Origin of the sequence: Pseudomonas sp. RL_15y_Pfl2_60, assembly GCF_963970595.1 — a bacterium.
Classification (GTDB): domain Bacteria; phylum Pseudomonadota; class Gammaproteobacteria; order Pseudomonadales; family Pseudomonadaceae; genus Aquipseudomonas.
In genome coordinates this window covers 165,708-189,513 of sequence record NZ_CAXAOE010000005.1, presented here as the reverse complement: position 1 = coordinate 189,513, position 23,806 = coordinate 165,708, and the positions used below count along the sequence as shown (strand labels likewise).

The following is a 23,806-nucleotide window of genomic DNA, read 5'->3' as shown; positions in this document are numbered from 1 at the left end:
TATCAAAGGTTTTATGGGTTGGCAGAATCAGATTTCAGGCGATCAAGCTGCACAGGCAGGCTTTAAAACTCAGTCAGAGGTAGTCGTTTTGCATCGGTATCACCGCCTCAATCACCCGCCTGGCGCCAGGCTTGCGAACGCAGCAGCAACCCCCGCGAGGCGCCGGCCAGTAACACCGATACCCCAGCTGAGGTCAGTAAAATAAGGGTCGACATGGCAGCCGCACCGCCGACGTTGCCTGCGTCATCCATGTTCAACACGGCAACGGCGGCGAGCATGCTGTCGGGGCTGTAAAGAAAGATTGCGGCTGACACAGTGGTCATCGCCGAGACGAACAAGTAGCGAATGATGTCGAGCAAAGCGGGCAGGCAAATAGGCAGCGTTACGCGCAGGTAATGCTTGGCCAGCGGCATTTTCAGCGACAGCGCAGCGGCTTCAAACTCACCGTCCAGCTGACGCAGCGCCGTGCTGGCGGTCATCTGTGCAGTGGTCAAAAAATGCGCAATGGTGCACACCACGAGCAAGGTCAGGGTGCCGTACAAACCACTCAGCGGGTTGCTGGGCAGGTTGAAGAAAAAGACATAACCCAAGCCCAGCACCAACCCCGGCACCGCCATCGGAATAAAGCTGAGCATGCGCAGGATCTGCGTCAATGCGTTTTGCCGGGTTTTCTCCATCAGGTAGGCGCCGGTAAAAATCAGCAAGCTGCCAAATACCGCGCTGCACGTGGCAAGGATCAAGCTATTGCTATACGCCGACCAACCACCGGGCAAATCAGAGAAGCTGTAGTGATCCAGCACCAGCGACAGGTTGTAAGGCCAGAACTTGACCAGCGATGAGAAAATCGCCATGCCAAACACCAGCAATAACGCGGCACACAACAAGATGACGATGCCCAGGAAAATACCGTCGCGCAGACGCGAGGGTTGCGGGTGATACACCTGAGCGCGCCCACTCATGCTGTCTCGCGAGCGTCGGCGCAGCCACATATCGACACCGAAGCTAAGCAACGCCGGGATCAACAAGACCATGCCAATCAATGCGCCACGGCCAAACTGTTGCTGGCCAACCACGGCTTTGTAGGCCTCCAGCGCCAGCACCTGATAATCACCGCCGACCACCACCGGCACGCCAAAATCGGTAATCGTCAGGGTGAACACCAGGCAAAACGCCGCAAATACACCCTGGCGGCTACCCGGCCAGGTGATGCTGCGAAATGCACGCCAGGGTGAAGCGCCCATGCTCGATGCCGCATCAAACAGCCGGGCATCAGCCAGGGAAAGGGCCGAAATCAGGATCATCAACGCGTGGGGAAAGGTGTAAATCACCTCGCCGAGCACTATCCCCCAGAAACCGTAGATGTTGTCGGCGAACAGCCCGCGCAAGATGCCCTGATTGCCGAACAGATAGATCAAGGCTATGCCCGGCAGCATCGATGGCGCCAGCAGCGGCAGCAGTGAAATCGCCCGCCACAGGCCTTTGCCCGCTATCAATGTGCGTTGCAACGCATAGGCAAACAGGTACGCCAGCGGCACCACGATCAGCGCCACAGTGGTCGACACTTTCAAGCTATTGAGTACCAACCAGCGGAAATTGTCGCTGGAGAACAACTCATATGCAGCACTAAGGCCACCGCCCTCACCGCTGAAACCGCGCCAGAGCATGGCCAGCAAAGGCAACAACACGGCAACGATCAGCAGCACCAGCAACACGCCTTTGCCACCCTCAACAAACAAGCGGTCAGCCCAGCCTGCGTGGCTTTTGCTGGCGACATGCTTGCTCTGGGCAGGCGCCTGCAGATTGATATGCTGTTGCACCGTCATGTTAAGCAAACACCTGCAGACTGCTTGAAGGCAACGCGATCCGAATATCCGAGCTCGACAGGCGCGGCATGGCCTCTGGGGACAACTCGGCCTGCAGGGTCAGCCCCGGCAATTCCGTCAGTTCGAAATTCATTCGGCAACGGTTGCCCAGGAAGGTGACATCACGCATTTGCGCGTGAAACTGATTGTCGATCCCTTCTTGCGGGTTTATCACCACCGCTTCAGGACGACAGAACAAGCGCCCTTGTTGCAAGGCTTGAGCCTGCGGCAAATGCAGGTGCAGACCACCCACCCGGGCACTGCCATCTTGAGCGCAGGCAAAGGGCAACCAATTGCCTTGGCCGACGAACTCAGCAACAAATGGTGTCGCGGGCTGGTTATAGATCTGTTGCGGCGTGGCGTATTGCTCGACATGACCCTGGTTCATCACCGCGATGCGGTCAGCCATCAGCATTGCTTCATCTTGATTGTGGGTCACCATCAAGGCGGTCACGCCGAGGGTCTTCTGTAACTGACGCAGTTCGCCGCACAGATGCTCACGCACCCGCGCATCCAGTGCCGACATGGGTTCATCGAGCAGCAATAGCGAAGGCTTGGGCGCCAGCGCGCGGGCCAAGGCAACTCGCTGTTGCTGGCCGCCGGAGAGCTGGCCCGGATACTTTTTCTCGCTGCCGAGCAGGCCAACCAGCTCAAGCATCTCGCTGACCCGTGCACGCACGACTTCACGGCTATCGCCGCTCAAGCCGTAGGCGATGTTCTGTGCCACGCTGAGGTTGGGAAAGAGTGCGTAAGACTGAAACAGGATGCCGTAGTCGCGGGCTTGTGGCGGTAAATTGGAGACATCGCGCGAGCCAATGACAATGCTGCCACGATCCTGCTTCTCCAGCCCGGCAATGCAGCGCAACAAGGTGGTTTTGCCGCAACCCGACGGCCCGAGCAAGCACACCAGCTCTCCGGCTTCGACATCCAGAGAAACACCATCAAGCGCCTGAAAAGCACCGAAGCCTTTGTGGATACCGCGAACCTGCATGTTGTGTTGAGTCATCTGCCACCTCACTGAGCAAATTGCCCGAATGAGGTTGATGCTAAACAGGCTATGCGAAGGCTTTATGGCAGTTAGGCAAAAGCTGCCGATAGTGGCATCGGTATATTTGGGAATGCTTGGCCGGTAACCCGGACCGAAGTTGCCTAGTCGCCAATAGTGCCGTGTGCCAGCGTCAGGAAGGCGGCAAGCAAACGCGCCTGGCGACGCTCCTTGAGGCAATACAGATGTTCGCTGATCATCGGCGCCTGCTCCAACTCGACCACCCGCAGGTCAGGGTGATCCGGCACTTCCTGGCGGGCAATCACACTGATGCCGATATTGCGCACCACCGCTTCACGGATGGACTCACGGTTACCAATCTCAAGCAGCCTGGCGACGCTGACGCCAGCCTGCGCCAGCATTTGCTCGGTCAATACCCGTGTTGTCGACCCTTGCTCGCGCATCAGCAGGCAATGGCTGGCCAGTGCAGCCACGTTAACCTTTTCCTGTGCGGCCAGCGGGTGTTCACGGTGCACCGCCAGCACCAGCGGGTCCTGGCCCAGGGTCAGGTGAGTCAAGCGGGCATCGGCGTTGAGCTGCGAAGAGGCAGCCAGATCGACACGATAATCCTCAAGCGCCTCGATAACCTGTTGGGAGTTGCCAATCTCCAGGCTGACTTCGACCTGCGGGTATTGCTGATGAAAGCGCTTGATCAGGTCGAGCATGTAATAGGGCGCCGTCGCGGCAAGGCGCAGTGTGCCGTGCGCTTGCCCGCAATTACGCAGGAAGAACTCGATATCAGCTTCTTCCTGCATCAACTTCTTGACCATTGGCAACAGCTCGACGCCCGCCTGCGTCAGGGTTAAGCGCCGACCACCGCGGTAGAACAGCTCGACGTTGTACTGGCTCTCAAGGCTGCGTACTTGAGTGGTAATAGTTGGCTGGCTGAGGCCGAGCTTTTTCGCCGCCTGGGTAATGCTGCCCAGGCGAGCGACCATGTAGAAGGCCTTTAGCTCAGCGCTGTGCATCAGACCGCTACAGGCGCTTTGATATGCGGATGGGCTTCGTAACCGACCAGTTCGAAGTCCTCAAACTTGAAGGCGAACAAATCCGTGACCTCTGGATTGAGCTTCATCTGCGGCAATGGCAACGGCTCACGGCTAAGTTGCAGGTCAGCCTGCTCAATGTGGTTGGCGTACAAGTGGCAGTCGCCGCCGGTCCAGATGAACTCGCCTGGTTGCAAGCCGCAAACCTGCGCCACCATCAAGGTCAGCAGTGCGTAGCTGGCGATATTGAAGGGCACGCCAAGGAAGATATCAGCCGAACGCTGATACAACTGGCAGCTGAGCTTGCCGTCCGCAACGTAGAACTGGAACAGGGCATGGCAAGGTGGCAGCGCCATCTGCTCGACCAGCGCCGGATTCCAGGCCGAAACGATCAGGCGGCGCGAATCCGGGTTGGTCTTGATCATCTCGATCAGCTTGCTGATCTGGTCAACCGACTCCCCATTAGGCGCCGGCCAGTTGCGCCACTGATAGCCGTAGACCGGGCCGAGATCACCATTTTCATCGGCCCACTCATCCCAGATGCGTACGCCGTTTTCCTTGAGGTAACGGATATTGGTATCACCCTGCAAGAACCACAGCAGTTCGTGGATGATCGACTTGAGATGGCACTTCTTGGTGGTCACCAGCGGGAAGCCTTCGGCCAGGTCGAAGCGCATCTGATGGGCAAACAGGCTGTAGGTGCCTGTGCCGGTGCGGTCGCTTTTGAACGTGCCGGTCTCGCGAACCAGACGCATCATGTCCAGATACTGTTTCATTGCACGGCTCCTTGAGCAGCTTGGCGACGGTAGGCGTATGCGATCAACGCCATGCCACCAATAATCATCGGCAGCGACAGAATCTGGCCCATGGTCAGCCAACCCCAGGCGAGATACCCCAACTGCGCATCCGGCACTCGCACAAACTCGACAATGAAACGGAATATGCCGTAGCACATGGCGAACATCCCCGACACCGCCATGGTTGGCCGCGGTTTGCGCGAGTAGAACCACAAGATGGCGAACAGCGCCACGCCCTCAAGCGCGAACTGATACAGCTGCGACGGATGCCGGGCCAGCTGCTGCGGGTCGGTCGGGAACACCATTGCCCAAGGCACGTCAGTGGCCTTGCCCCACAGCTCGGCGTTGATGAAGTTGCCAATACGTCCTGCGCCCAGGCCAATCGGCACCAAGGGCGCAATAAAATCCATCAACTCGAAGAAGGTCTTGTTGTTACGCTTGCCAAACCACCAGGAAGCCAGCATCACGCCGATGAAACCACCGTGGAACGACATGCCGCCCTTCCATACTTCGAGGATCAGTAGCGGGTTGGCAATATAAGCGGGTAAATCATAAAACAGCACGTAACCCAGGCGGCCACCGAGTATCACTCCCATGGCGCACCAGAACACCAGGTCCGAGAGTTTTTCTTTGGTCCAGGTCGGCGCAAAGCTATGCAGACGACGCGATGCCAACAGCCATGCACCGCCGATCCCGACAAGATACATCAGGCCATACCAATGGATTTGCAACGGCCCGAGGGAAATCGCAACCGGGTCGATCTGGGGGTAAGCCAGCATCAAAAAACTCCTAAGAACGCGTTAAATCAGGAAATTCAAGCCCACGCAAAATAGCAGCAGGGCAAATAAACGCTTGAGTACGAGCGGCGATAAACGATGCGCCAGGCGCGCGCCCACTCGTGCAAAAAACATACTACTCACGGCGATTCCGGCCAATGCAGGCAGGTAGACAAACCCTGCACTCCATTGCGGCAACTGCGGCTCGTTCCAGCCGATCCACATAAAGCTTATGGCACCGGCCAGCGCAATGGGCAGGCCGCATGCCGATGAAGTTGCTACCGCCTGTTGCATGGGCACGCTGCGCCACATCAAAAACGGCACGCTCAGCGAGCCACCGCCAATGCCAAAAATCGCCGACGCCCAACCAATCACCACACCTGCCACGGATAATCCGGGCTTGCCTGGGACACCACGGCTGGCCTTGGGTTTCAAACCGAGAATCATCTGCAGCGCAACACTAATCGCAAACACCCCGATGATCTTCTGCAGCAGCGGGCCTTGGATCTTACTCGCAGTCAGGGCGCCCAGCGCTGCGCCAAGCAATATACCCGCAGCCATCCAGATAAACAGCGGCCAGCGCACCGCGCCTATGCGGTGGTGCTCAAGCACTGAGTTGATCGAAGTAAAGATGATGGTTGCCAGTGAAGTGCCCACCGCTAGATGAGTCAAGACTTCTGGAGCAAAACCATGTGCAGCAAAACTTGCGACCAGCACCGGAACAATGATCAAACCGCCACCGACACCAAACAGGCCGGCCATAACGCCAGCTGCAGCGCCAAGCATCAGATACAGCAGCAGCTCCATCACCACCCCCGAAATAAAGGCGCATGGTAACGGATGCAGCCATTTGCCTCTACTCAAGAGCGATGGATGCCATGGTCGGCATTGCGTAAAGTGGCAGCATCATCAACCAAGGAAGCAATCATGTGCCTGATAACCTTTGCTTGGCGCCCGGAGCACGCCTATCCCCTGGTGGTTGCCGCCAATCGCGATGAATTCTATGCGCGCCCCAGCGCCGTGCTGAGCGAATGGCATGATGCACCCGGAATATTTGCCGGACGCGACCTCGAAGCAGGCGGCACCTGGCTAGGCATTACCAGTAGCGGCCGCTTCGCTGCATTGACCAATATTCGCGACCCTCGCCCACCTGCAGGCTTGCGTTCGCGCGGCGAACTGCCAGCGAACTTTCTCCGCGGTCGACTGAGCGCTTGCGACTATATCGAAACACTTATAGCCAATGCGGCTGATTATTCAGGGTTTAACTTGCTGGTCGGCGATGGTCAGCAGCTGTGCTATTTCAATTCGCACAGCGGTGAAGCCCGAACACTCAGCGCAGGGGTTTACGGCTTATCCAATGCCGAGCTCGACAGCGCCTGGCCCAAAGTGGATTACGCCAAACAGGCGCTTGCACAATTGCTTGAATCACCACAGCCGCAAGCCTTGCTCGAACTGCTTAGCAATAACCAGGTACCAGACGACAGCGACTTGCCTGACACCGGCGTCGGCATTGCCACAGAACGCTTGCTTGGCAGCGCATTTATTGCCAGCCAAACCTACGGCACACGTGCCAGCACTGCATTGGTTGTCAAGGCGGACGGACATTGGCAAATAATTGAACGCAGCTTTGGCGCACATGGCGCTGAGTTTGGCGAAGTCAGCCTGCAAGGCTGACTGTGGATAAGCGCCTGAGCCTAAGCCGCAGGCTTAGGCCTGAATATCCGAAGCAGGGTTAATCATGCGGCCCAAGCCAAGGTTACGCAGCGCCAAATGCAAGGTGCTGTCGATAACCTGCGGGTTGTCGATGGTCATCACTTGCGCCAGCAGTTCGCGGGCCTTGGTCATGGTGATCTGACGCAGCAACCACTTCACCTTGGGTAAGTTGGTGGCGTTCATCGACAAGCTATCAAAGCCCATCGCCATGAGCAGCACCGCCGCAGCTGGATCACCGGCCATCTCACCACAGATACTCACCGGCTTGCCTTCGGCATGTGAGTCATCGACGACTTTGCGCAACGCTTGCAAAACCGCTGGATGGAAGAAGTCGTAAAGGTCTGCGACCCGTGGATTGTTGCGATCCACGGCCAGCAGATATTGCGTCAGGTCGTTAGAGCCGACCGAAAGGAAATCCACTTGCCGCGCCAGATCACGGGTTTGATAAACCGCCGCAGGAATCTCGATCATCATGCCGATGGGCGGCAATGGCACATCAGTGCCCTCATCACGCACCTCACCCCAGGCACGGTGGATCAGATGCAGGGCTTCTTCAAGCTCCTGCACCCCGGAGATCATCGGCAACAAAATCCGCAGGTTGTTCAGACCTTCGCTGGCCTTGAGCATGGCCCTTGTTTGTACCAGGAAGATTTCCGGGTGATCGAGGGTCACACGAATGCCGCGCCAGCCCAGGAAGGGATTGTCTTCCTTGATCGGAAAGTACGACAGGCTCTTGTCACCGCCAATATCCAGGCTGCGCATGGTGACTGGCAGCGGATGGAAAGCCTCAAGCTGCTCGCGGTAAATCGCCAGCTGTTCTTTTTCGCTGGGGAAGCGTTCCTTCATCATAAAGGGCACTTCAGTGCGGTACAGGCCCACACCTTCGGCGCCGCGCTCTTGCGCGCGGGTTACATCTGCCAGCAAGCCGGTATTGACCCACAGCGGCATACGGTGCCCATCGAGCGTCTCGCACGGCAGGGCACGCAACGCATCAAGGCCCTGGCTTAGCTGGCGTTCTTCCTCAACCACATCAGCGTATTGCTTGCGCAGCATCTCGCTGGGGTTGGTGAACACTTCACCGTGATAGCCGTCGACGATTAGCTGGATGCCGTCGATCTTCGAATAGGGTAAATCCACAGCGCCCATGACTGTCGGGATGCCCATGGCGCGGGCAAAGATCGCTACGTGGGAGTTGCCCGAACCCAGCACCGAAACCAGGCCGACCAACTTGCCTTCCGGCACTTCGCCAAGCATCGACGGCGACAGTTCCTCACTGACCAGGATGGTGTTATCAGGATACGTCAGGTTTTGCTGACGGGCTTTTTGCAAATACGCTAGCAAGCGTCGACCCAGATCCTTGATGTCCGACGCCCGTTCACGCAGGTAGGCATCGTCCATCAACTCGAAACGGTTGACGTGATCCGTCACCACTTGACGCAACGCACCCTGCGCCCACTGGCCGGTTTTGATGACCTTGACCACTTCGTTACCCAGCGAGGCGTCTTCAAGCATCATCAAGTAGACATCAAACAGCGCACACTCTTCCGGGCGCAACTGTGTGGCCATCTTCGCCGAAAGTGCGCGCATGTCTGCACGAACGCCTTCAAGAGCCGTATTGAACAAGGCCAACTCGGCGTCGATGTTTTCAATGGTTTTATCGGGCACCACTTCAAGATCAGCCGGCGGCAGCACCACCAGCGCAGTACCCACCGCCGCACCCGGTGAGCCGGGTACGCCGACAAACTTGGCTTCCTGAATGCCCTTGCCTTGCTTGCCCAGGCCGCGAATCGAGCCCGTGGCCTCGGCGTGGGCAATAACCCCGGCGAGCTGGGCGCTCATGGTGACCAGGAAGGCTTCTTCACCTTCGTCGAACTGGCGACGCTCTTTTTGCTGGATAACCAGAACACCCATCACCCGACGGTGGTGAATGATCGGCGAGCCCAAGAATGAGGCGTAGCGTTCTTCACCGGTTTCAGCAAAGTAACGATAGCGTGGGTGAGCGGCTGCGTTCTCAAGGTTCAGCGGCTCTTCGCGCGTACCCACAAGACCAACCAGGCCTTCATTTGGCGCCATGCTGACCTTGCCAATCGAACGCTTGAGCAGGCCATCGGTGGCCATCAATACGAAACGGTTGGTTTCAGGGTCGAGCAGGTAAACAGAGCAGACGTGGCTGCCCATGGCCTCTTTTACGCGCTGCACGATAATGCCCAACGCCGCCTTGAGATCTTTGGCGGCATTCACTTCCTGGACGATCTTGCGCAGCGTATTGAGCATGGCTCGACTCTAGTCTATGTCAGTCCCGCGTCAACAAACGCGGTGCGAGTTCTTTAAGGGCGCGGCGATAAACTTCACGCTTAAATGTAACGACTTGACCGAGAGGATACCAATAACTGACCCACTTCCAGCCATCAAACTCAGGTTTATTGGTGAGGTCCATGCGTACGCGCTGCTCATCAGAGGTTAGGCGCAGCAAAAACCACTTTTGTTTCTGACCGATGCACAGCGGTTGGCTGTGCGTACGCACTAACCGCTGAGGTAGACGATACCTCAACCAGCCCCGGGTGCAGGCGAGAATTTTAACATCGCGCCGCTCAAGCCCGACTTCTTCATTCAATTCACGATAGAGCGCGTCTTCCGGCGACTCATTATCGTTGATCCCACCTTGTGGGAATTGCCACGCGTCCTGGTTAATCCGGCGCGCCCATAGCACTTGCCCGGCATCATTAGTCAAAATAATGCCGACGTTCGGGCGGAAACCATCGGAGTCGATCACAGCGCACAACCTCGTTAACGCATGAATCGGCATTGTTCCACAAAGCCTGCAACAGCGGCAACGCACTAAATGGTGTCATAGGAATGACTGGCAAAAGCAGCTATTCTGCTGATCCTTAAGCAAAACCGGTGAAGGTGACCTGTGCGTTTGGCTTTATTTGATCTCGACAACACCCTGCTTGGCGGCGACAGCGACCACGCATGGGGCGACTATTTGTGTGAGCGCGGCATTCTCGATGGCATCGCCTACAAGAACCGCAATGACGAGTTCTATCAGGACTATCTAGCTGGCACCCTGAACATCACCGACTACCTGAATTTCACCCTGGACATACTCGGGCGCACCGAAATGAGCCAGTTGCAGCAGTGGCACGATGATTTTATGCGCGATTGCATAGAGCCGATCATCCTGGCCAAGGCCGAGGCTTTGCTCGAACAACACCGCCAGGCAGGCGACAAGCTGGTGATCATCACCGCAACCAACCGCTTCGTCACCGGCCCCATTGCAGCCCGCCTTGGCGTGGACACCCTGCTGGCGACCGAATGCGAAATGCTCGATGGGCGCTACACCGGACGGACAACCGATGTGCCCTGCTTCAAGGAAGGCAAGGTCACCCGGCTTAACCGCTGGCTTGAAGAAACCGGGTACAGCCTTGAAGACAGCTATTTCTACAGCGATTCAATGAACGACCTGCCGCTGCTCGAGCAAGTCAGCCATGCGTTCGCCGTTGACCCGGACCCACGCCTGCAAGCCGAAGCTGAAAAACGCGGCTGGCCGGTGATTTCGCTGCGCTAAGAAACCTCTGTGCTAATCGGCAGGCACAAAAAAAGGGTTACGGCACGCGCCTGTAACCCTTTTTAGAATGCAGCGCTTAAACCGGCTTAGCGCCCATCAGCCCCATGATCGCAATCAGCACGATAATGATCAGCAGCGCATAAGCCATGCAAAAGCGCTTCAAGCCTGCTGATGCGGGCGTCTCACCCAAAGCCAGCCAGACGCGCAGGCGACCGGAAAGCAACAAGCCCAAGATCACCAGCACAGCAAACAGCACACTACTGGCCAACAACCACATCTGGCTCAATGGTAACCCGGTCATGTCGACCATCCAGTAACCACTGAAAGGCAGCGTCAGCGCCAGCAGGGCCAACACCGGCATGCTGATAAAACGTGTGCGCTTGAGCTTGCGCTGCAGCACGGCAGCATCACCGCTACGCTGGGCTTTCCAGAGCATAAATACATGCGCCAGCAAACCTAACAACACAAGCACTGCAACAGCGCTGTGGGCAATCTTTACCAGTTGATAATGTTCCATCGTGTTTAGGGCCTATCCAAGGAAAAGTGTGTACGCCGGGTTCTCACTCTCATCCCAGTAGGGATAGCCGATCGCGTCAAGTGCTGCCGGGACCAGATGGCGCTCGTGTTGAGGAACTTGCAGCCCCGCCACCACACGGCCATCCGCCGCCCCGTGGTTACGGTAATGAAACATCGAGATATTCCAGCGCCCGCCCAACTTGTTGAGGAAGTTGAACAGCGCACCCGGACGCTCGGGAAACTCGAAGCGCAGGACTATTTCGTCACTGACCTGCTCGGCACGACCGCCAACCATATGGCGTATATGCAGCTTGGCCAGTTCGTTGTTGGTCAAATCGAGAACCGGGAAGCCCTTGCTTTGCAGGCCCTCAACCAGCACCTTGCGCGGATCGGTTTCGGGATGCGTCTGCACGCCAACGAAGATGTGCGCCTCTTTAGCCGCATGGTAACGATAGTTGAACTCCGTGATCTGGCGCTTGCCGAGGGCCTCGCAGAACGCCTTGAAGCTGCCAGGCTGTTCCGGAATCGTCACGGCAATGATTGCCTCGCGTTTTTCACCCAGTTCGGAACGTTCAGCGACGTGACGCAAACGATCGAAGTTGATATTGGCGCCCGAGTCGATGCCAATGAGCACCTGGTCCCGAGTGCCTTCACGTTCAACATACTTCTTGATGCCGGCCACACTCAGCGCACCAGCAGGCTCGGTGATGGAGCGCGTGTCATCGTAGATATCCTTGATCGCCGCGCAAATTTCATCGGTGCTGACGGTAACCACTTCATCGACATAATCCTTGCAGATATCGAAGGTGTGCTTGCCAATCTGGGCAACTGCAACCCCATCTGCAAACAGCCCGACCTGCCCCAACACCACACGCTCACCGGCCGCCATGGCGGCTTGCAGGCAGTTCGAGTCATCCGGCTCAACACCGATAATCTTGGTTTCTGGGCACAGGTATTTGACGTAGGCCGCGATACCCGCGATCAGGCCACCGCCACCAACTGGGACAAACACCGCATCGATCTTGCCTTGATACTGGCGCAGGATTTCCATCGCCACTGTGCCTTGGCCAGCAATGGTGTCCGGGTCATCGTAGGGATGAACGTAGGTAAAACCCTGCTCTTCGACCAGCTTGAGTGAATGCGCCAGTGCTTCGGGGAAGCTGTCGCCGTGCAGCACTACGATTCCGCCACGCGAACGCACGCCATGGACCTTGATTTCCGGCGTAGTCTTGGGCATCACGATGGTGGCTTTGATCCCAAGGTGCTTGGCCGCCATGGCCAATCCCTGGGCGTGGTTGCCGGCCGAGGCCGTGACCACACCGCGCTCACGCTCAATATCACTGAGCTGGACAAGCTTGTTGTAGGCGCCGCGAATCTTGAATGAGTAGACCGGCTGCAAGTCTTCACGCTTAAGCAAAATCTTGTTGCCCAGACGCTCTGAAAGTTGAGGAGCGACTTGCAACGGCGTTTCCACCGCTACGTCATAGACGCGCGAGGTCAGGATTTTCTTAACGTAATGTTCGAGCATGATCTCTAATCGCTGGCGGTTTTCAATGGAGCCCACGAGTCTACCCCACGGCAGCCGTGCTAGACCACACGGAATCGGGGGATTTGGCTGCAGCGTCGCGACTCATTCGCAGCAGATTAGTGGCAGGGTTTTCTTGCACATGCCGCTATAATTAGCGCCTACCAATCTTCAACTTAGGCTCAAAACCGTGATGACTCAGGACCAACTCAAGCAAGCTGTGGCGCAGGCTGCTGTCGACCATATCCTCCCCAAGCTCGACGCCAAGAGCATTGTGGGTGTGGGCACAGGCTCCACCGCCAACTGCTTTATTGATGCGCTGGCCAAGCACAAGATGGAGTTTGATGGTGCAGTTGCCAGTTCTGAAGCCACTGCCGCACGCCTTAAAGGCCACGGCATCCCGGTTTACGAGCTAAACACGGTCAGCGACCTGGAGTTTTACGTCGATGGCGCGGATGAAAGCGATGAGCGCTTGAACCTGATCAAAGGTGGCGGTGCTGCCCTGACTCGCGAAAAAATCGTCGCGGCCGTAGCCAAGACCTTTATCTGTATTGCTGACGCCAGCAAGTTGGTGCCGGTGCTAGGCGCCTTCCCCTTGCCGGTCGAAGTGATTCCCATGGCGCGCAGCCATGTCGCCCGTGAGCTGGTCAAGCTCGGTGGCGACCCGGTGTACCGCGAAGGCGTGGTCACGGACAACGGCAACGTGATTCTTGATGTATTCAACATGCAGATCGTTAATCCCAGCGAACTGGAAACGCGCATCAACGCAATCGTCGGCGTAGTTACCAACGGTTTGTTCGCAGCGCGTGGCGCCGATTTATTACTGCTGGGAACCAGCGAAGGGGTTAAGAGTCTGACTCGATAGGAGACCTAGACTGGTCGGATGGCAAAGACCAGCTAGTCTTGGATTGTCCCTATCCCGACCAAGGAGGTCAAAATGGCCAGCAAATTTCACCTGAAAAAAGCCAAAGACGGTCAGTTCCACTTCAACCTGCTCGCAGGTAATGGTGAGATCATCCTCACCAGCGAGATGTACAAAGCGAAGGACTCGGCACTTAACGGCATTGAGTCGGTGAAAAAGAATTCGGCGCGCGAAGGCGCTTTCGAAGTCAAGACCAGCAGCAACGACAAGCATTACTTCGTGCTCAAATCGACCAATGGCCAAGTGGTTGGCCAGAGCCAGATGTACGCCTCTGCAGCAAGTTGCAAAAACGGTGTTGAATCAGTGCAGAAGAATGCGCCTGGCGCCGTGCTAAACGACGAAAGCTAAGCATTGGCCTCGAAACGCCGGTGCCTTATCAAGGCCCGGCGTTTTTTTGAGCCAATTAATCGGTTTGCTTCTCGAACACATAGAACAAATTTGGCTCGCTGATCAGATAGAGCACGCCATTATCATCCATGGCGATACCTTCAGCCTGCGGCACCGACGCGCTCAAGCCATGCTGTCGGCGCAGCAAGGACAAGGTACTGATCGGTTTGCCCTCGACATCGAGCTCAATGACAAGGCTCGACTCATCCGAAAGCGCCAATAAATGGCCAGTCCTTTCGTCAAACTGCAGGCTGGACAGGTCGCGCACGAACAAACCCTTATCGCGCTTGATGTTATCCACCACATGCACCGAATACTGCTCATCGGCATTGGCTTCGGCAAAACCGGTTATCTCAAGAATCCGCACAGGGTCACGCTCTTTGGCAACATACAAACGCTTGCCAACCGAGTCATAAGCCAGGCCTTCAAACCCCTTATTACCGCCCCCACCAACACTTAGCGAGAGCTGCTTGGCCTGATTAGCGTTGATCTGCTGAGTATTATCATCAATTTCTATCCGCAGCAGACGTTGGAGCCGCTCATCGGTGATCACGAACACATTGGGACGAATGTATTCAACTGCCTCGGGATCACCAAAGCCCACTAGGTCAATACGGCGCAAAACCTGGCCATCGAGCGATAACTCAATCAACTGTGGTTGCGTATTGGTGACAGTAAACAAGGTGCGCCTATCGGGATCGAAAGTCAGCGCGGAAATATCATCATCAAGGCCTTCAATTTTCTTGGACTCAAGGCTGACCCGATAGTCTGACAGCCAGATCGCATCCGTTTGACTGCTGCTGGCAGATGTTGCGTTAAACCAAATTCGTTCAAACAAACGATACTGCTGTGCAGCGACCGCCAGCAATATCAGCATCAGTACCAATAAGGTCAACAGCACACGTTTAACCGAGAACAAGGAGCGCATGTTTTGTACTTCTCAGAAATTGCGCATAAAAAACGCCGCCCAAGCTCAGCTTGCAGCAGCGCATCCACCTTTGAGCTTGGCTCCGGGCGCATTCAATCAAATGCACCCGGAATGCCAATCACAACAAGCTAGCAAGCTTTACTTGACCAGTTCTACGCGGTCGACTTCAACTTCAACACCGCTACGGCCTTGATCAACTTCACCGGTCAGCTTGACGGTGGCTTTATCGTCGACGCTCTGGCTCGGCCAGTCTTCATCATCGATTTCAACTTCGACGGTGCCGGTCGAGTCCTTGAATGTGTAGTGCTCACCGCGCAGACGCTCAACAATCTGACCTTGCAGCACAACCTGGGTGTCGTCGGCAGCCTTGAGTGCTTCAGCGACTGTGGTCACTTGGACATTGGCGCTAGGACCGTTGTAGCTTTGAGCCATGACAGCAGTCGAAAACAGTGGAGCAAGCAGCAGTGCGAGAGTAGTGCGTTTCATAGTCTGAATCTCTAATCAGTGAATGACAGGGTCAGATTAACCAGCGTAGCTGAAGCCTTGCTGAATTTTGCCTTAAGCCAAACTTAAAATAATCCGCTGCACTACAAGCCACTAAAGAATAAGCGCTTCTCCAGTGGCTATTTAGACAGCACATAGAACAGGTTAGGCTCACTGATCACATAGATGCTGCCATCAGCACCAATGGTCACACCCTCGGGCTGCTTGATTCCCCAACCCAAGCCATTACGCCCGCTGGCAAAGCTGATAAAGCTGCGCGGCTTGGCGTTGGCATCCAGTTCAACCAACACCCGCGACTCGTCAGATAGCATCAGTGAATGCCCGGTACGTGGATCAAAACTCACGGAAGAAATATCGCGGACAAAAACATCATCGATATTAAGCTCAAGCATGCCCTGGGCCGGGCCGCTCTTGCTTGGCAGTGGCAAGCTATAGAAGCCTCGGGGGTCTCGTTCTTTAGCCAGCAGTATCAGTTTACGGCGACTGTCCCAGCCAAGCCCTTCAAAACCTTTGTTACCGGCCTTGGCAAAGCCCAGGTCGACCTGAATTTGCTGCCGGGCATTGATCTGGGTAGTAGCAGCAGTCAACGGGAACACCGTGAGCGTGCGCTGACGCTCATCGACAATGGCCATCAAGTCACCGGAAAGCACTTCGACACCTTCGGGGTTTTCAAGCCCTGTCACCGGGATACGCCGCAACACATCGCCAGTCAGTGACAACTCGACCAGCTCAGTATGCTTGCCCAGGATAGTAAACAAGGTGTTGCTACTGGCCCGGTAAGTCAGCCCGGACACTTCACCCTCTTCAAGCCCGGCGATCGGCTTGCCGGCCAAGGTCACGCGGTAACTGGGCAACCAAATGCTTGCCGCTTGCACCTCGGCACTGGTTTGCAGCTCTTTGATCAGGAACAGCGCACGTTCATCCCAACGCTGATAGAGCCCGACACTGACAAACACCACAAGCATTAAAACCAGCAGACTGCGAAATACAGTGCTGAACACCTTTGAGCTTTGGGGCACCGCTGTTACTCAATGAAAACGATACCGCTCAAGCTAGGCGTATCCTCAGGTTGAAATACCGCTCAACGCGCATCCCTGCACATACTAAGAAAGGTGGTTCAGATCATTTATCAAAGGACTTGGCTGGTAAAACTGCTTAACCCAACCAGCTCAATCTGCAGTTGATCACCTTTGTTCAGAGGGCCGACTCCGACGGGAGTTCCGGTGAGGATGACATCGCCAGGTTGCAAATTGAAGTGAGCGGCCATGTTCTGGATCATTGGCAGGATCGGATTGAGCATGACGCTGCTGTTACCGTCCTGGCGGACTTCACCATTAATGCACAGACGAATGCCAATGTCGGTCAAATCAGTGATTGCATCACCACTGACAAAAGGTGCAAGCACGCAGGCACCGTCAAACGATTTGGCGATTTCCCACGGGTAACCCTTTTCCTTGAGCTTGGCCTGGACATCACGCAGGGTCAGGTCCAGAGCTGGCGCGAAACCTGAAATCGCATCACGCACTTCTTCGCTGCTCGGCGAGCGGGACAGCGGCTTGCCAATCAACACTGCGATCTCGGCTTCGTAATGCACCGCGCCACGGTCCGCTGGAATACTGAACCCACTATTGAGCGGCACCACGCAACTGCCCGGCTTGATAAACAGCAGCGGTTCAGTCGGGACAGGGTTGTTCAACTCTTTGGCATGCTCGGCGTAGTTGCGGCCTATGCACACCACTTTCCCCATGGGGAAATGGATAGTGGTGCCGTCGATATACTGATGCTGGTAGCTCATGAATAGTCCTCAAAAGGCAATGCATGCAAATCAATGTGGGCTCGACAACAGGGCCAGGCAATAGTGAGTGCTGTTACGTCCTGGCCTGGCGATTACTCAGCAAAAATCTTACCTGGATTCATGATGCCATTGGGGTCAAACACCGCCTTGATGGCTTTCATGTAGGCAATTTCGGCTGCAGAACGACTGTATTCCAAATAGTCACGCTTGGTCATGCCCACGCCGTGCTCAGCTGAAATCGATCCGTTGTATTTCTGGACGATCTCGAACACCCACTTATTAACGGTGGCGCACTTGGCGAAGAATTCGTCTTTGCTCAAGTTCTCGGGCTTGAGGATGTTCAGGTGCAGATTGCCGTCACCGATATGGCCGAACCAGACAATCTCGAAATCCGGGTAATGTTCACCGACGATTTCATCAATATCATGCAAAAACGCCGGGACTTTCGAAACAGTCACCGAAATATCGTTTTTGTATGGCGTCCAGTGGGAAATGGTCTCGGAGATATATTCGCGCAGCTTCCACAGGTTCTGCAGTTGCGCCTCGCTCTGGCTCATCACGCCATCGAGCACCCAGCCTTGCTCAACGCAGTGCTCGAAGGTCTCGAGTGCAGCATTGGCAACTTCTTCGGTGCTGGCTTCAAACTCAAGCAGCGCGTAGAAAGGGCAATCGGTTTCGAACGCTGGCGGCACATCGCCACGCGCCATGACCTTGGCCAGGGCTTTGTCCGAAAAGAACTCAAATGCGGTCAGATCGAGCTTATTCTGGAAGGCATGCAGCACTGGCATGATCGAGTCGAAATCAGCGGCGCCCAGCACCATTGCGGTGAGGTTCTGCGGGGCGCGATCAAGGCGCATTGTCGCTTCAACCACAAAGCCCAGCGTGCCTTCGGCACCGATAAACAACTGGCGCAGGTCGTAGCCGGTGGCGTTTTTGATCAGGTCTTTGTTCAGCTCGAGCAATTCACCGGCGCCGGTCACAACCTTGAGACCAGCGACCCAATTGCGGGTCATGCCGTAGCGAATAACCTTGATCCCGCCGGCATTTGTGCCGATATTGCCGCCAATCTGGCTAGATCCTGCTGAAGCGAAATCCACCGGATAATACAAGCCTTGCTCTTCAGCAAAGTTCTGCAGCTGCTCGGTAACGACACCCGGCTGGCAGACCACGGTGCGGTCAAATTCGTTGAAACCAAGAATTTGATTCATGTAGTCAAACGAAACCACCACCTCGCCATTGGCTGCGACGGCAGCAGCAGATAATCCAGTGCGGCCGCCCGATGGCACTAAAGCGACCTTGTTCTGGTTGGCCCAACGGACAATGGCCTGCACCTGCTCAACGCTTTTGGGAAAGACAATAGCCAGCGGTGCCGGGGCAAAGTGTTTGGTCCAGTCCTTGCCGTAAGCATCAAGGGAATCGGCATCGGTCAGCACTTTTCCGACTTCGACTAAGGACTTCAACTCGTCAATCAGGGCAGGATTGGTCATCTACAGAACTCTCAAACGATTCATGGTCACCCTGAGCACGCTTCATCTGCCAGGATAGGTGTTTCGCGGGGCACGTATGCTAGCATACGCACCCCGTTAATCAGTGCCCAGCACTAACCCACGGGCGTATCAGCAGTTAATGCTGAGAATTTTCCTGACACTCTATTGTGGGACAACAGGTACTCCGATGAGCAAGACCTCTCTCGACAAGAGCAAGATCAAGTTCCTTCTTCTCGAAGGCGTCCACCAAAATGCCGTGGATACCCTCAAGGCTGCCGGCTACAGCAATATCGAGTACCTCACCGGCTCGTTGCCTGAAGCCGAATTGAAGGAAAAGATCGCCGAGGCCCATTTTATCGGCATCCGCTCTCGTACCCAGCTGACGGCTGAGGTATTTGATTGCGCAAACAAACTGGTTGCCGTCGGCTGTTTCTGCATTGGCACCAACCAGGTGGATCTCGATGCGGCCCGCGAGCGCGGCATCGCCGTATTTAACGCACCGTTCTCGAACACTCGCTCGGTTGCTGAACTGGTGTTGGCGCAAGCGATTTTGCTGCTGCGCGGTATCCCCGAGAAAAACGCCTCTTGCCACCGTGGCGGCTGGATCAAGAGCGCAGCCAACTCATTCGAGATCCGTGGCAAGAAGCTGGGCATTGTCGGTTACGGCTCGATTGGCACGCAGCTGTCGGTGCTTGCAGAAGCGCTGGGCATGCAAGTGTTCTTCTACGACGTAGTGACCAAGCTGCCGCTGGGCAACGCCACTCAGGTTGGCAAGCTGCATGACCTGCTCGGTATGTGCGACATCATTTCGCTGCACGTTCCTGAGCTGCCATCGACTCAGTGGATGATCGGCGAAGCAGAAATCCGTGCGATCAAGCAAGGCGGCATCCTGATCAACGCCGCGCGCGGCACTGTGGTTGAACTTGATCACCTGGCAACCGCGATCAAAGAAGAACGCCTGATTGGCGCGGCCATCGACGTGTTCCCGGTTGAGCCACGCTCGAACACTGAAGAGTTTGAAAGCCCGCTGCGCGGCCTGGATCGCGTAATCCTGACGCCGCACATCGGTGGTTCGACCGCCGAAGCCCAAGCCAACATTGGTCTGGAAGTGGCTGAAAAGCTGGTCAAGTACAGCGACAACGGCACCTCGGTGTCTTCGGTCAACTTCCCGGAAGTGGCCTTGCCGTCGCATCCTGGCAAGCACCGTTTGCTGCACATCCACGAAAACATTCCGGGTGTGATGAGCGAGATCAACCGCGTATTCGCCGAAAACGGCATCAACATCTCCGGTCAGTTCTTGCAGACCAATGAGAAAGTTGGGTACGTGGTAATCGATGTCGACGCTGAGTATTCCGATCTTGCATTGGAAAAACTGCAGCACGTAAACGGCACTATCCGCAGCCGCGTTCTGTTCTAAACCAGAGCCCGACTGCGCTGTACTAAAAAGGGAGGCTTAAAGCCTCCCTTTTTAATGGCCAGCATTTGGCTTTCAGCTTGAAATCCAAGCCATCTATTTAACCGTTACAGTGATTTTTTTCGATAGCACTGGCGGGTCAAATGGCACATGGTTCTTATCGCCCAAGAGCAATTGCAACGTATGCTTGCCCGGGGCGAGGGTCAGCTCGGTTTCGGTCTGGCCCTTGCCGAAGTGAACTACATTCTCGGTCGCCGGCAGCGGGCCATTCATTGCAGGCAGTTGGTCGAGGTCGATCAACAAATGGTGATGGCCGGTGTCTGGCGCGTCCACACCCGCCGGAGCAACGCCCATACCCTTCAAGCCAAAACGTACGGTAAAGGTTTTATCGACCGTGGCGCCATCCTTTGGCTCAACGATATACACCGAGGCATTTTCCGGAGCGGCTGTACGGGGCACTTCAGCGATGGCGGCAAAACTGGCGCCGAGCATGCAAAAACTCAGGGCGAAGGCAGGCACTAACTTCTTCATCATGAACACCTTGTGGATTGATTCATGGGATTGACGCTGTAATAAACAGGTTTGTTCCCTGTAATCAGCAGCTCTAGTCTAGTTCAAGCTGAGCAAGCGCCTGGGTTGCCGCATCCAATTGCTCTTCGTTAAACACTGCAACGCCCGCGCGGCGTAGCAGAGCGGCTGTTACCCCTTCACCAGCGACCTTGTTGCCGCTGAAGCTGCCATCATAATTCTCGATGTTTCCGCATGACGGACTGCGCGCCTTGAGCAGCGCGATCGCAATACCGTGCTGCTTGACCAACGCCAGGGCCTGCTCGGCTCCTGATACGAATTGGGCAGTGAAATCCTCTCCTTCAATGCTGACGACAGGCAACAAGCCATCCAGCACTTGGGCGCCTTGACCACCTGGAATTTCTGCAGCTGGGCGCGGTGTTGGCAAACCACCGGCGACTTCCGGGCACAGGGCAACAACCCGACCTTGCGCTTGCCAGCGCGCCAGCACGTCATAAGGCCCATGCGTACCACCGTCATAGCGCACGCGATGGCCCAACAGGCAGCGGCTGACCAGGATCTTTTGCATATCTATCTCCACTTACCAGCCCTAAAGGACCGAGTCACCACGCCGGCGAAACCAACCTGTTAACGATAGGCGCTCACGCTGGGCGGGCAACACCTCATGGGGCATATCGGCGGACAGGAATACAACCAGCACCCCGGCTTGCGGCGCTAGATCACGCACCTCACCGTCCGGCAGGTGCAAGCGCAACTCGCCACCTTCCCCGGCTTGCCACTGCTGATTGAGATACAGCACCACTGAAACAGCGCGCCTGTCATCGTCACGAAAGCGGTCCAGGTGCTTCTTGTAGAATGCACCCGGCGGATACAGGGCGAAATGGCTTTCGTAATCCTCAAGGCCCAGATACAAACCTTGATTGATGGCTTGGCGCAGCGACTCAAGTTTAGCCAAGTACTGGTCACAGGCTTGCGACTGGCCCGGCTCCAACCACTGAATATGGTCGCCGCGGATACCTTCCTGTACCGCTAGGCCTTGGCCACGGCCTATACTCGCAGGCACTAATGCGCCCTGCGCTGCACGTTTACGGCACTCTTGAGCCAGTTCGAGGGTCAGAGCCTGTGAGACAAATGCAGGCTGCAGTGACCAGCCCTGCTCTGCCAGGTCGTCGACAATGCTCGAAAGCTGCTCTAGGGAAGGATATTCAGACATGCCGATATTCTATCAGCGCCGCTTCTGCTTCTCGACAAGCATCGACTGGCCAATGAAAATAGCCGCACGCCAGACAGGAGTCCTTATGCGCGCCCTATGTGTTGCACTTTTTATGTTTATCAGCCTGCCAAGCCTGGCAGCGTCTTCGGTCGAATTGTATAAGGTTGCCGGTTGGCCTGAGCAGCGAGCCAATTTCAATGATGCCCTGAACGCTGCTCAGGCGCGCTATCGCAGCACTCTGCCGCCCGCGGTTTATAAGGCTTTGGTCGATAACAGCAATAAACGCTTTGCGCCACAAGCTATGGATCAGCGTGCGCAACAAGCCCTGCAAGACAATCTGCCGGACTCCACGCCAGCCGTCACATTCTTCAACTCCTCACTGGGCAAGAAAATAGTGGCTGCAGAAACCCTTGCCACCCGCAAGGATCAACTTGCCCGTTACGCCAACGGTCTGCCACAAGTCGAAGCCTCCGACACCCGTCGTTTACTGATTGGCCACCTGGCGCAAGCCTTGCCAGCCAAGGAAGCCGGTGCTGAAGTGAGCCTGGCACTGGCCGGTGTGGCAGCAGACAGCCTCAGCCAGATGATTCCCGGCTTGCTCGGTGGCGGCACCGCCCAGGCGCTGCTCAGCTCGCAGCGGCAGAACCTGATGAGCCAGATCGGTGCGGAACTGGATAACACCTTGCTGTTTGTCTATCGCGACCTCAGCGATGCAGAGCTGGAGGAGTTCGTCAGCTTCGCCCAGTCAGATGCTGGTAAAACCTATTACCAAGCAGCGCTCGCCGCGATGCGCGCAGGCTTGGCCGTCGGTCAGAACACAGCAGATCTGGCACCCGCCCCGCAAGGTATCTAAGCCCGGCTAGCCGCAGGGAGCCAATGGCGCCTTGCGGTTAGGCTACTTGCGCAGTTGCTCGGTCAGAAACGCAAAGTACTGATCCCGATAGAGCTGCGACTCATTGGCCATGTGATGCCGCGCCTCGGGTAAAAGCAGAATCTTCGGCGCCTTAAATTTCTCTTTAAGCACCTGTAGATTGTGCCGCCAATCGACCGTCATATCGCTTTCACCCTGGATTATCAGTGGGCTTCGCGAGCTGGGCGGTGCCATTTCGATGTGCAGCACCCAGCGGGCCAGCGAGCCAACCCAAGCGGTGGGCAAGCACTGCGGCTGGAGTGAGTCGTGGTGATGCAGGAAGTCGATAAATTCAGCATCGTGCGAATTCTCGGTAAAGCGCCTTGAGATCTTACGCACAAAGGGCTTGAGCAAGCGATAGCTCAGCTTCGACCAGCCCCATGCACGGGGCCGAACCAAGGGTGAAAACAGGATGCTCTGGCCAATTTCAGGGCCAGGATTACCCGTGAGCAGATAATCAACCACAATCGCCCCGCCGGTGCTCTGGCCAAACAGGTGCCAGGGCTGCGGCAAGTCTAATTGCCCAACTTGTGCCAAAGCGGCCTTGAGCACGGCCTGGTACTCAGCAAAATCACCAATGCTGGCGCGCGCGCCACTCGATAAGCCATGCCCTGGCAGATCAAATGCAAACACAGCGAAATCCATGCTCAACGCCCACTCGATGACATGGCGATACAGTGCCAGGTGATCGTAATAGCCATGCAGCAGGACCAGCGTTGCCTTGGGCGCTTGTGGCCACCACACCTGGGCCGCAATGCGGTAACCGGCGGCATCAAAGAAGCCAAGGCGCACCTGCTGCGCCGCTAGCTTGTCGAGCCGATAGAACGAGCGGTACGCCTGCTCGTGCGGCAAGCTCATGGCAGCTGCGGCTATGGGTCGCAGACCGGCGACCACGCAGTCAGGGGTGAAACGCTCTGGCATTGGGTTTTC

Annotated in this window: 25 protein-coding genes; 6 read left to right on the top strand and 19 right to left on the bottom strand. The window is 56.2% G+C overall.

Translation table 11 applies throughout. The features are described from left to right. Positions 1–107 precede the first annotated feature (107 nt). From AACY26_RS15140 to AACY26_RS15115, 6 genes are all read right to left on the bottom strand, one after another. A complete protein-coding gene (locus tag AACY26_RS15140; RefSeq protein ID WP_339515430.1) occupies positions 108–1,823 on the bottom strand; it encodes a putative 2-aminoethylphosphonate ABC transporter permease subunit in 1,716 nt (571 codons plus the stop codon). A gap of 1 nt (position 1,824) precedes the next feature. Then, positions 1,825–2,868: a putative 2-aminoethylphosphonate ABC transporter ATP-binding protein gene (locus AACY26_RS15135; RefSeq protein WP_339515429.1), complete on the bottom strand. Its 1,044-nt coding sequence runs from the start codon at positions 2,866–2,868 to the stop codon at positions 1,825–1,827. Positions 2,869–3,011: 143 nt separating this feature from the next. Then, positions 3,012–3,875 carry a LysR substrate-binding domain-containing protein gene (locus AACY26_RS15130; RefSeq protein WP_339515428.1) on the bottom strand — a complete coding sequence of 288 codons (864 nt, stop codon included), beginning with the start codon at positions 3,873–3,875 and terminating at the stop codon, positions 3,012–3,014. Beyond that, positions 3,875–4,669: a thymidylate synthase gene (locus tag AACY26_RS15125; protein ID WP_010485614.1), complete on the bottom strand. Its 795-nt coding sequence runs from the start codon at positions 4,667–4,669 to the stop codon at positions 3,875–3,877. Before AACY26_RS15125 ends, AACY26_RS15130 begins: the two co-directional genes overlap by 1 nt. Beyond that, entirely contained in the window at positions 4,666–5,469 is an 804-nt protein-coding gene (gene lgt, locus AACY26_RS15120; protein WP_339515427.1) for a prolipoprotein diacylglyceryl transferase, read from the bottom strand. The genes AACY26_RS15125 and lgt overlap by 4 nt, the downstream gene beginning before the upstream one ends. A gap of 21 nt (positions 5,470–5,490) precedes the next feature. Further along, on the bottom strand, positions 5,491–6,273 hold the full coding sequence (locus AACY26_RS15115; RefSeq protein WP_339515426.1) for a sulfite exporter TauE/SafE family protein: 783 nt from the start codon (positions 6,271–6,273) through the stop codon (positions 5,491–5,493). 120 nt (positions 6,274–6,393) lie between these two features. Here AACY26_RS15115 and AACY26_RS15110 point away from each other — a divergent pair, with 120 nt between their 5' ends. Beyond that, complete coding sequence (locus AACY26_RS15110) at positions 6,394–7,140, top strand: NRDE family protein (RefSeq protein ID WP_339515425.1); 747 nt, start codon at positions 6,394–6,396, stop codon at positions 7,138–7,140. Between the two features lie 33 nt (positions 7,141–7,173). Here AACY26_RS15110 and ptsP read toward each other — a convergent pair whose 3' ends face one another. Further along, the gene (ptsP, locus tag AACY26_RS15105; RefSeq protein ID WP_339515424.1) at positions 7,174–9,453 is read right to left on the bottom strand and encodes a phosphoenolpyruvate--protein phosphotransferase; all 2,280 of its coding nucleotides are present in this window, start codon (positions 9,451–9,453) and stop codon (positions 7,174–7,176) included. A 19-nt stretch (positions 9,454–9,472) separates the two neighbouring features. Beyond that, complete coding sequence (locus AACY26_RS15100; protein ID WP_339515423.1) at positions 9,473–9,952, bottom strand: RNA pyrophosphohydrolase; 480 nt, start codon at positions 9,950–9,952, stop codon at positions 9,473–9,475. 141 nt (positions 9,953–10,093) lie between these two features. Here AACY26_RS15100 and AACY26_RS15095 point away from each other — a divergent pair, with 141 nt between their 5' ends. Continuing rightward, entirely contained in the window at positions 10,094–10,747 is a 654-nt protein-coding gene (locus AACY26_RS15095) for an HAD family hydrolase (RefSeq protein ID WP_339515422.1), read from the top strand. Positions 10,748–10,823: 76 nt separating this feature from the next. On the opposite strand, the gene AACY26_RS15090 is transcribed toward AACY26_RS15095, so the two are convergent. Together AACY26_RS15090 and ilvA are read right to left on the bottom strand one after the other, a co-directional pair. Continuing rightward, positions 10,824–11,264, bottom strand: coding sequence for a DUF2269 family protein (locus AACY26_RS15090; RefSeq protein ID WP_339515421.1), 441 nt, complete (start codon positions 11,262–11,264; stop codon positions 10,824–10,826). Positions 11,265–11,276: 12 nt separating this feature from the next. Further along, positions 11,277–12,791 (bottom strand): threonine ammonia-lyase, biosynthetic, encoded by a 1,515-nt coding sequence (gene ilvA, locus AACY26_RS15085; RefSeq protein WP_339515685.1) that lies wholly within the window; start codon positions 12,789–12,791, stop codon positions 11,277–11,279. A 190-nt stretch (positions 12,792–12,981) separates the two neighbouring features. On the opposite strand from ilvA, the gene rpiA reads away from it, so the two are divergent. Then, entirely contained in the window at positions 12,982–13,653 is a 672-nt protein-coding gene (gene rpiA, locus AACY26_RS15080) for a ribose-5-phosphate isomerase RpiA (protein ID WP_339515684.1), read from the top strand. 72 nt (positions 13,654–13,725) lie between these two features. Further along, entirely contained in the window at positions 13,726–14,058 is a 333-nt protein-coding gene (locus AACY26_RS15075; RefSeq protein ID WP_339515420.1) for a YegP family protein, read from the top strand. Between the two features lie 55 nt (positions 14,059–14,113). Here the strand turns inward: AACY26_RS15075 and AACY26_RS15070 are convergent, their stop codons facing one another. From AACY26_RS15070 to AACY26_RS15050, 5 genes are all read right to left on the bottom strand, one after another. Next, positions 14,114–15,025 carry an SdiA-regulated domain-containing protein gene (locus AACY26_RS15070; RefSeq protein ID WP_339515419.1) on the bottom strand — a complete coding sequence of 304 codons (912 nt, stop codon included), beginning with the start codon at positions 15,023–15,025 and terminating at the stop codon, positions 14,114–14,116. Positions 15,026–15,163: 138 nt separating this feature from the next. Continuing rightward, a complete protein-coding gene (locus AACY26_RS15065) occupies positions 15,164–15,511 on the bottom strand; it encodes a NirD/YgiW/YdeI family stress tolerance protein (RefSeq protein WP_339515418.1) in 348 nt (115 codons plus the stop codon). A 137-nt stretch (positions 15,512–15,648) separates the two neighbouring features. After that, positions 15,649–16,548 (bottom strand): SdiA-regulated domain-containing protein, encoded by a 900-nt coding sequence (locus AACY26_RS15060; RefSeq protein ID WP_339515417.1) that lies wholly within the window; start codon positions 16,546–16,548, stop codon positions 15,649–15,651. Between the two features lie 110 nt (positions 16,549–16,658). Further along, positions 16,659–17,324 carry a fumarylacetoacetate hydrolase family protein gene (locus tag AACY26_RS15055; RefSeq protein WP_339515416.1) on the bottom strand — a complete coding sequence of 222 codons (666 nt, stop codon included), beginning with the start codon at positions 17,322–17,324 and terminating at the stop codon, positions 16,659–16,661. Between the two features lie 92 nt (positions 17,325–17,416). Further along, positions 17,417–18,811, bottom strand: coding sequence for an FAD-binding oxidoreductase (locus AACY26_RS15050; protein WP_339515415.1), 1,395 nt, complete (start codon positions 18,809–18,811; stop codon positions 17,417–17,419). A gap of 187 nt (positions 18,812–18,998) precedes the next feature. On the opposite strand from AACY26_RS15050, the gene serA reads away from it, so the two are divergent. Beyond that, positions 18,999–20,228 carry a phosphoglycerate dehydrogenase gene (serA, locus tag AACY26_RS15045; protein WP_339515414.1) on the top strand — a complete coding sequence of 410 codons (1,230 nt, stop codon included), beginning with the start codon at positions 18,999–19,001 and terminating at the stop codon, positions 20,226–20,228. Positions 20,229–20,321: 93 nt separating this feature from the next. Here serA and AACY26_RS15040 read toward each other — a convergent pair whose 3' ends face one another. The 3 genes from AACY26_RS15040 to AACY26_RS15030 form a co-directional block, all read right to left on the bottom strand. Beyond that, positions 20,322–20,756: a DUF4399 domain-containing protein gene (locus tag AACY26_RS15040; RefSeq protein ID WP_339515413.1), complete on the bottom strand. Its 435-nt coding sequence runs from the start codon at positions 20,754–20,756 to the stop codon at positions 20,322–20,324. A 73-nt stretch (positions 20,757–20,829) separates the two neighbouring features. Then, positions 20,830–21,321 (bottom strand): DUF523 domain-containing protein, encoded by a 492-nt coding sequence (locus AACY26_RS15035; protein WP_339515412.1) that lies wholly within the window; start codon positions 21,319–21,321, stop codon positions 20,830–20,832. 21 nt (positions 21,322–21,342) lie between these two features. Further along, positions 21,343–21,966, bottom strand: coding sequence for a 2OG-Fe(II) oxygenase (locus AACY26_RS15030; protein ID WP_339515411.1), 624 nt, complete (start codon positions 21,964–21,966; stop codon positions 21,343–21,345). Between the two features lie 85 nt (positions 21,967–22,051). Between AACY26_RS15030 and AACY26_RS15025 the strand changes: the two genes are divergently transcribed. Continuing rightward, positions 22,052–22,819: a hypothetical protein gene (locus AACY26_RS15025; RefSeq protein WP_339515409.1), complete on the top strand. Its 768-nt coding sequence runs from the start codon at positions 22,052–22,054 to the stop codon at positions 22,817–22,819. Positions 22,820–22,861: 42 nt separating this feature from the next. Here the strand turns inward: AACY26_RS15025 and AACY26_RS15020 are convergent, their stop codons facing one another. Then, positions 22,862–23,797 carry an alpha/beta hydrolase gene (locus AACY26_RS15020; RefSeq protein ID WP_339515407.1) on the bottom strand — a complete coding sequence of 312 codons (936 nt, stop codon included), beginning with the start codon at positions 23,795–23,797 and terminating at the stop codon, positions 22,862–22,864. Positions 23,798–23,806 lie beyond the last annotated feature (9 nt).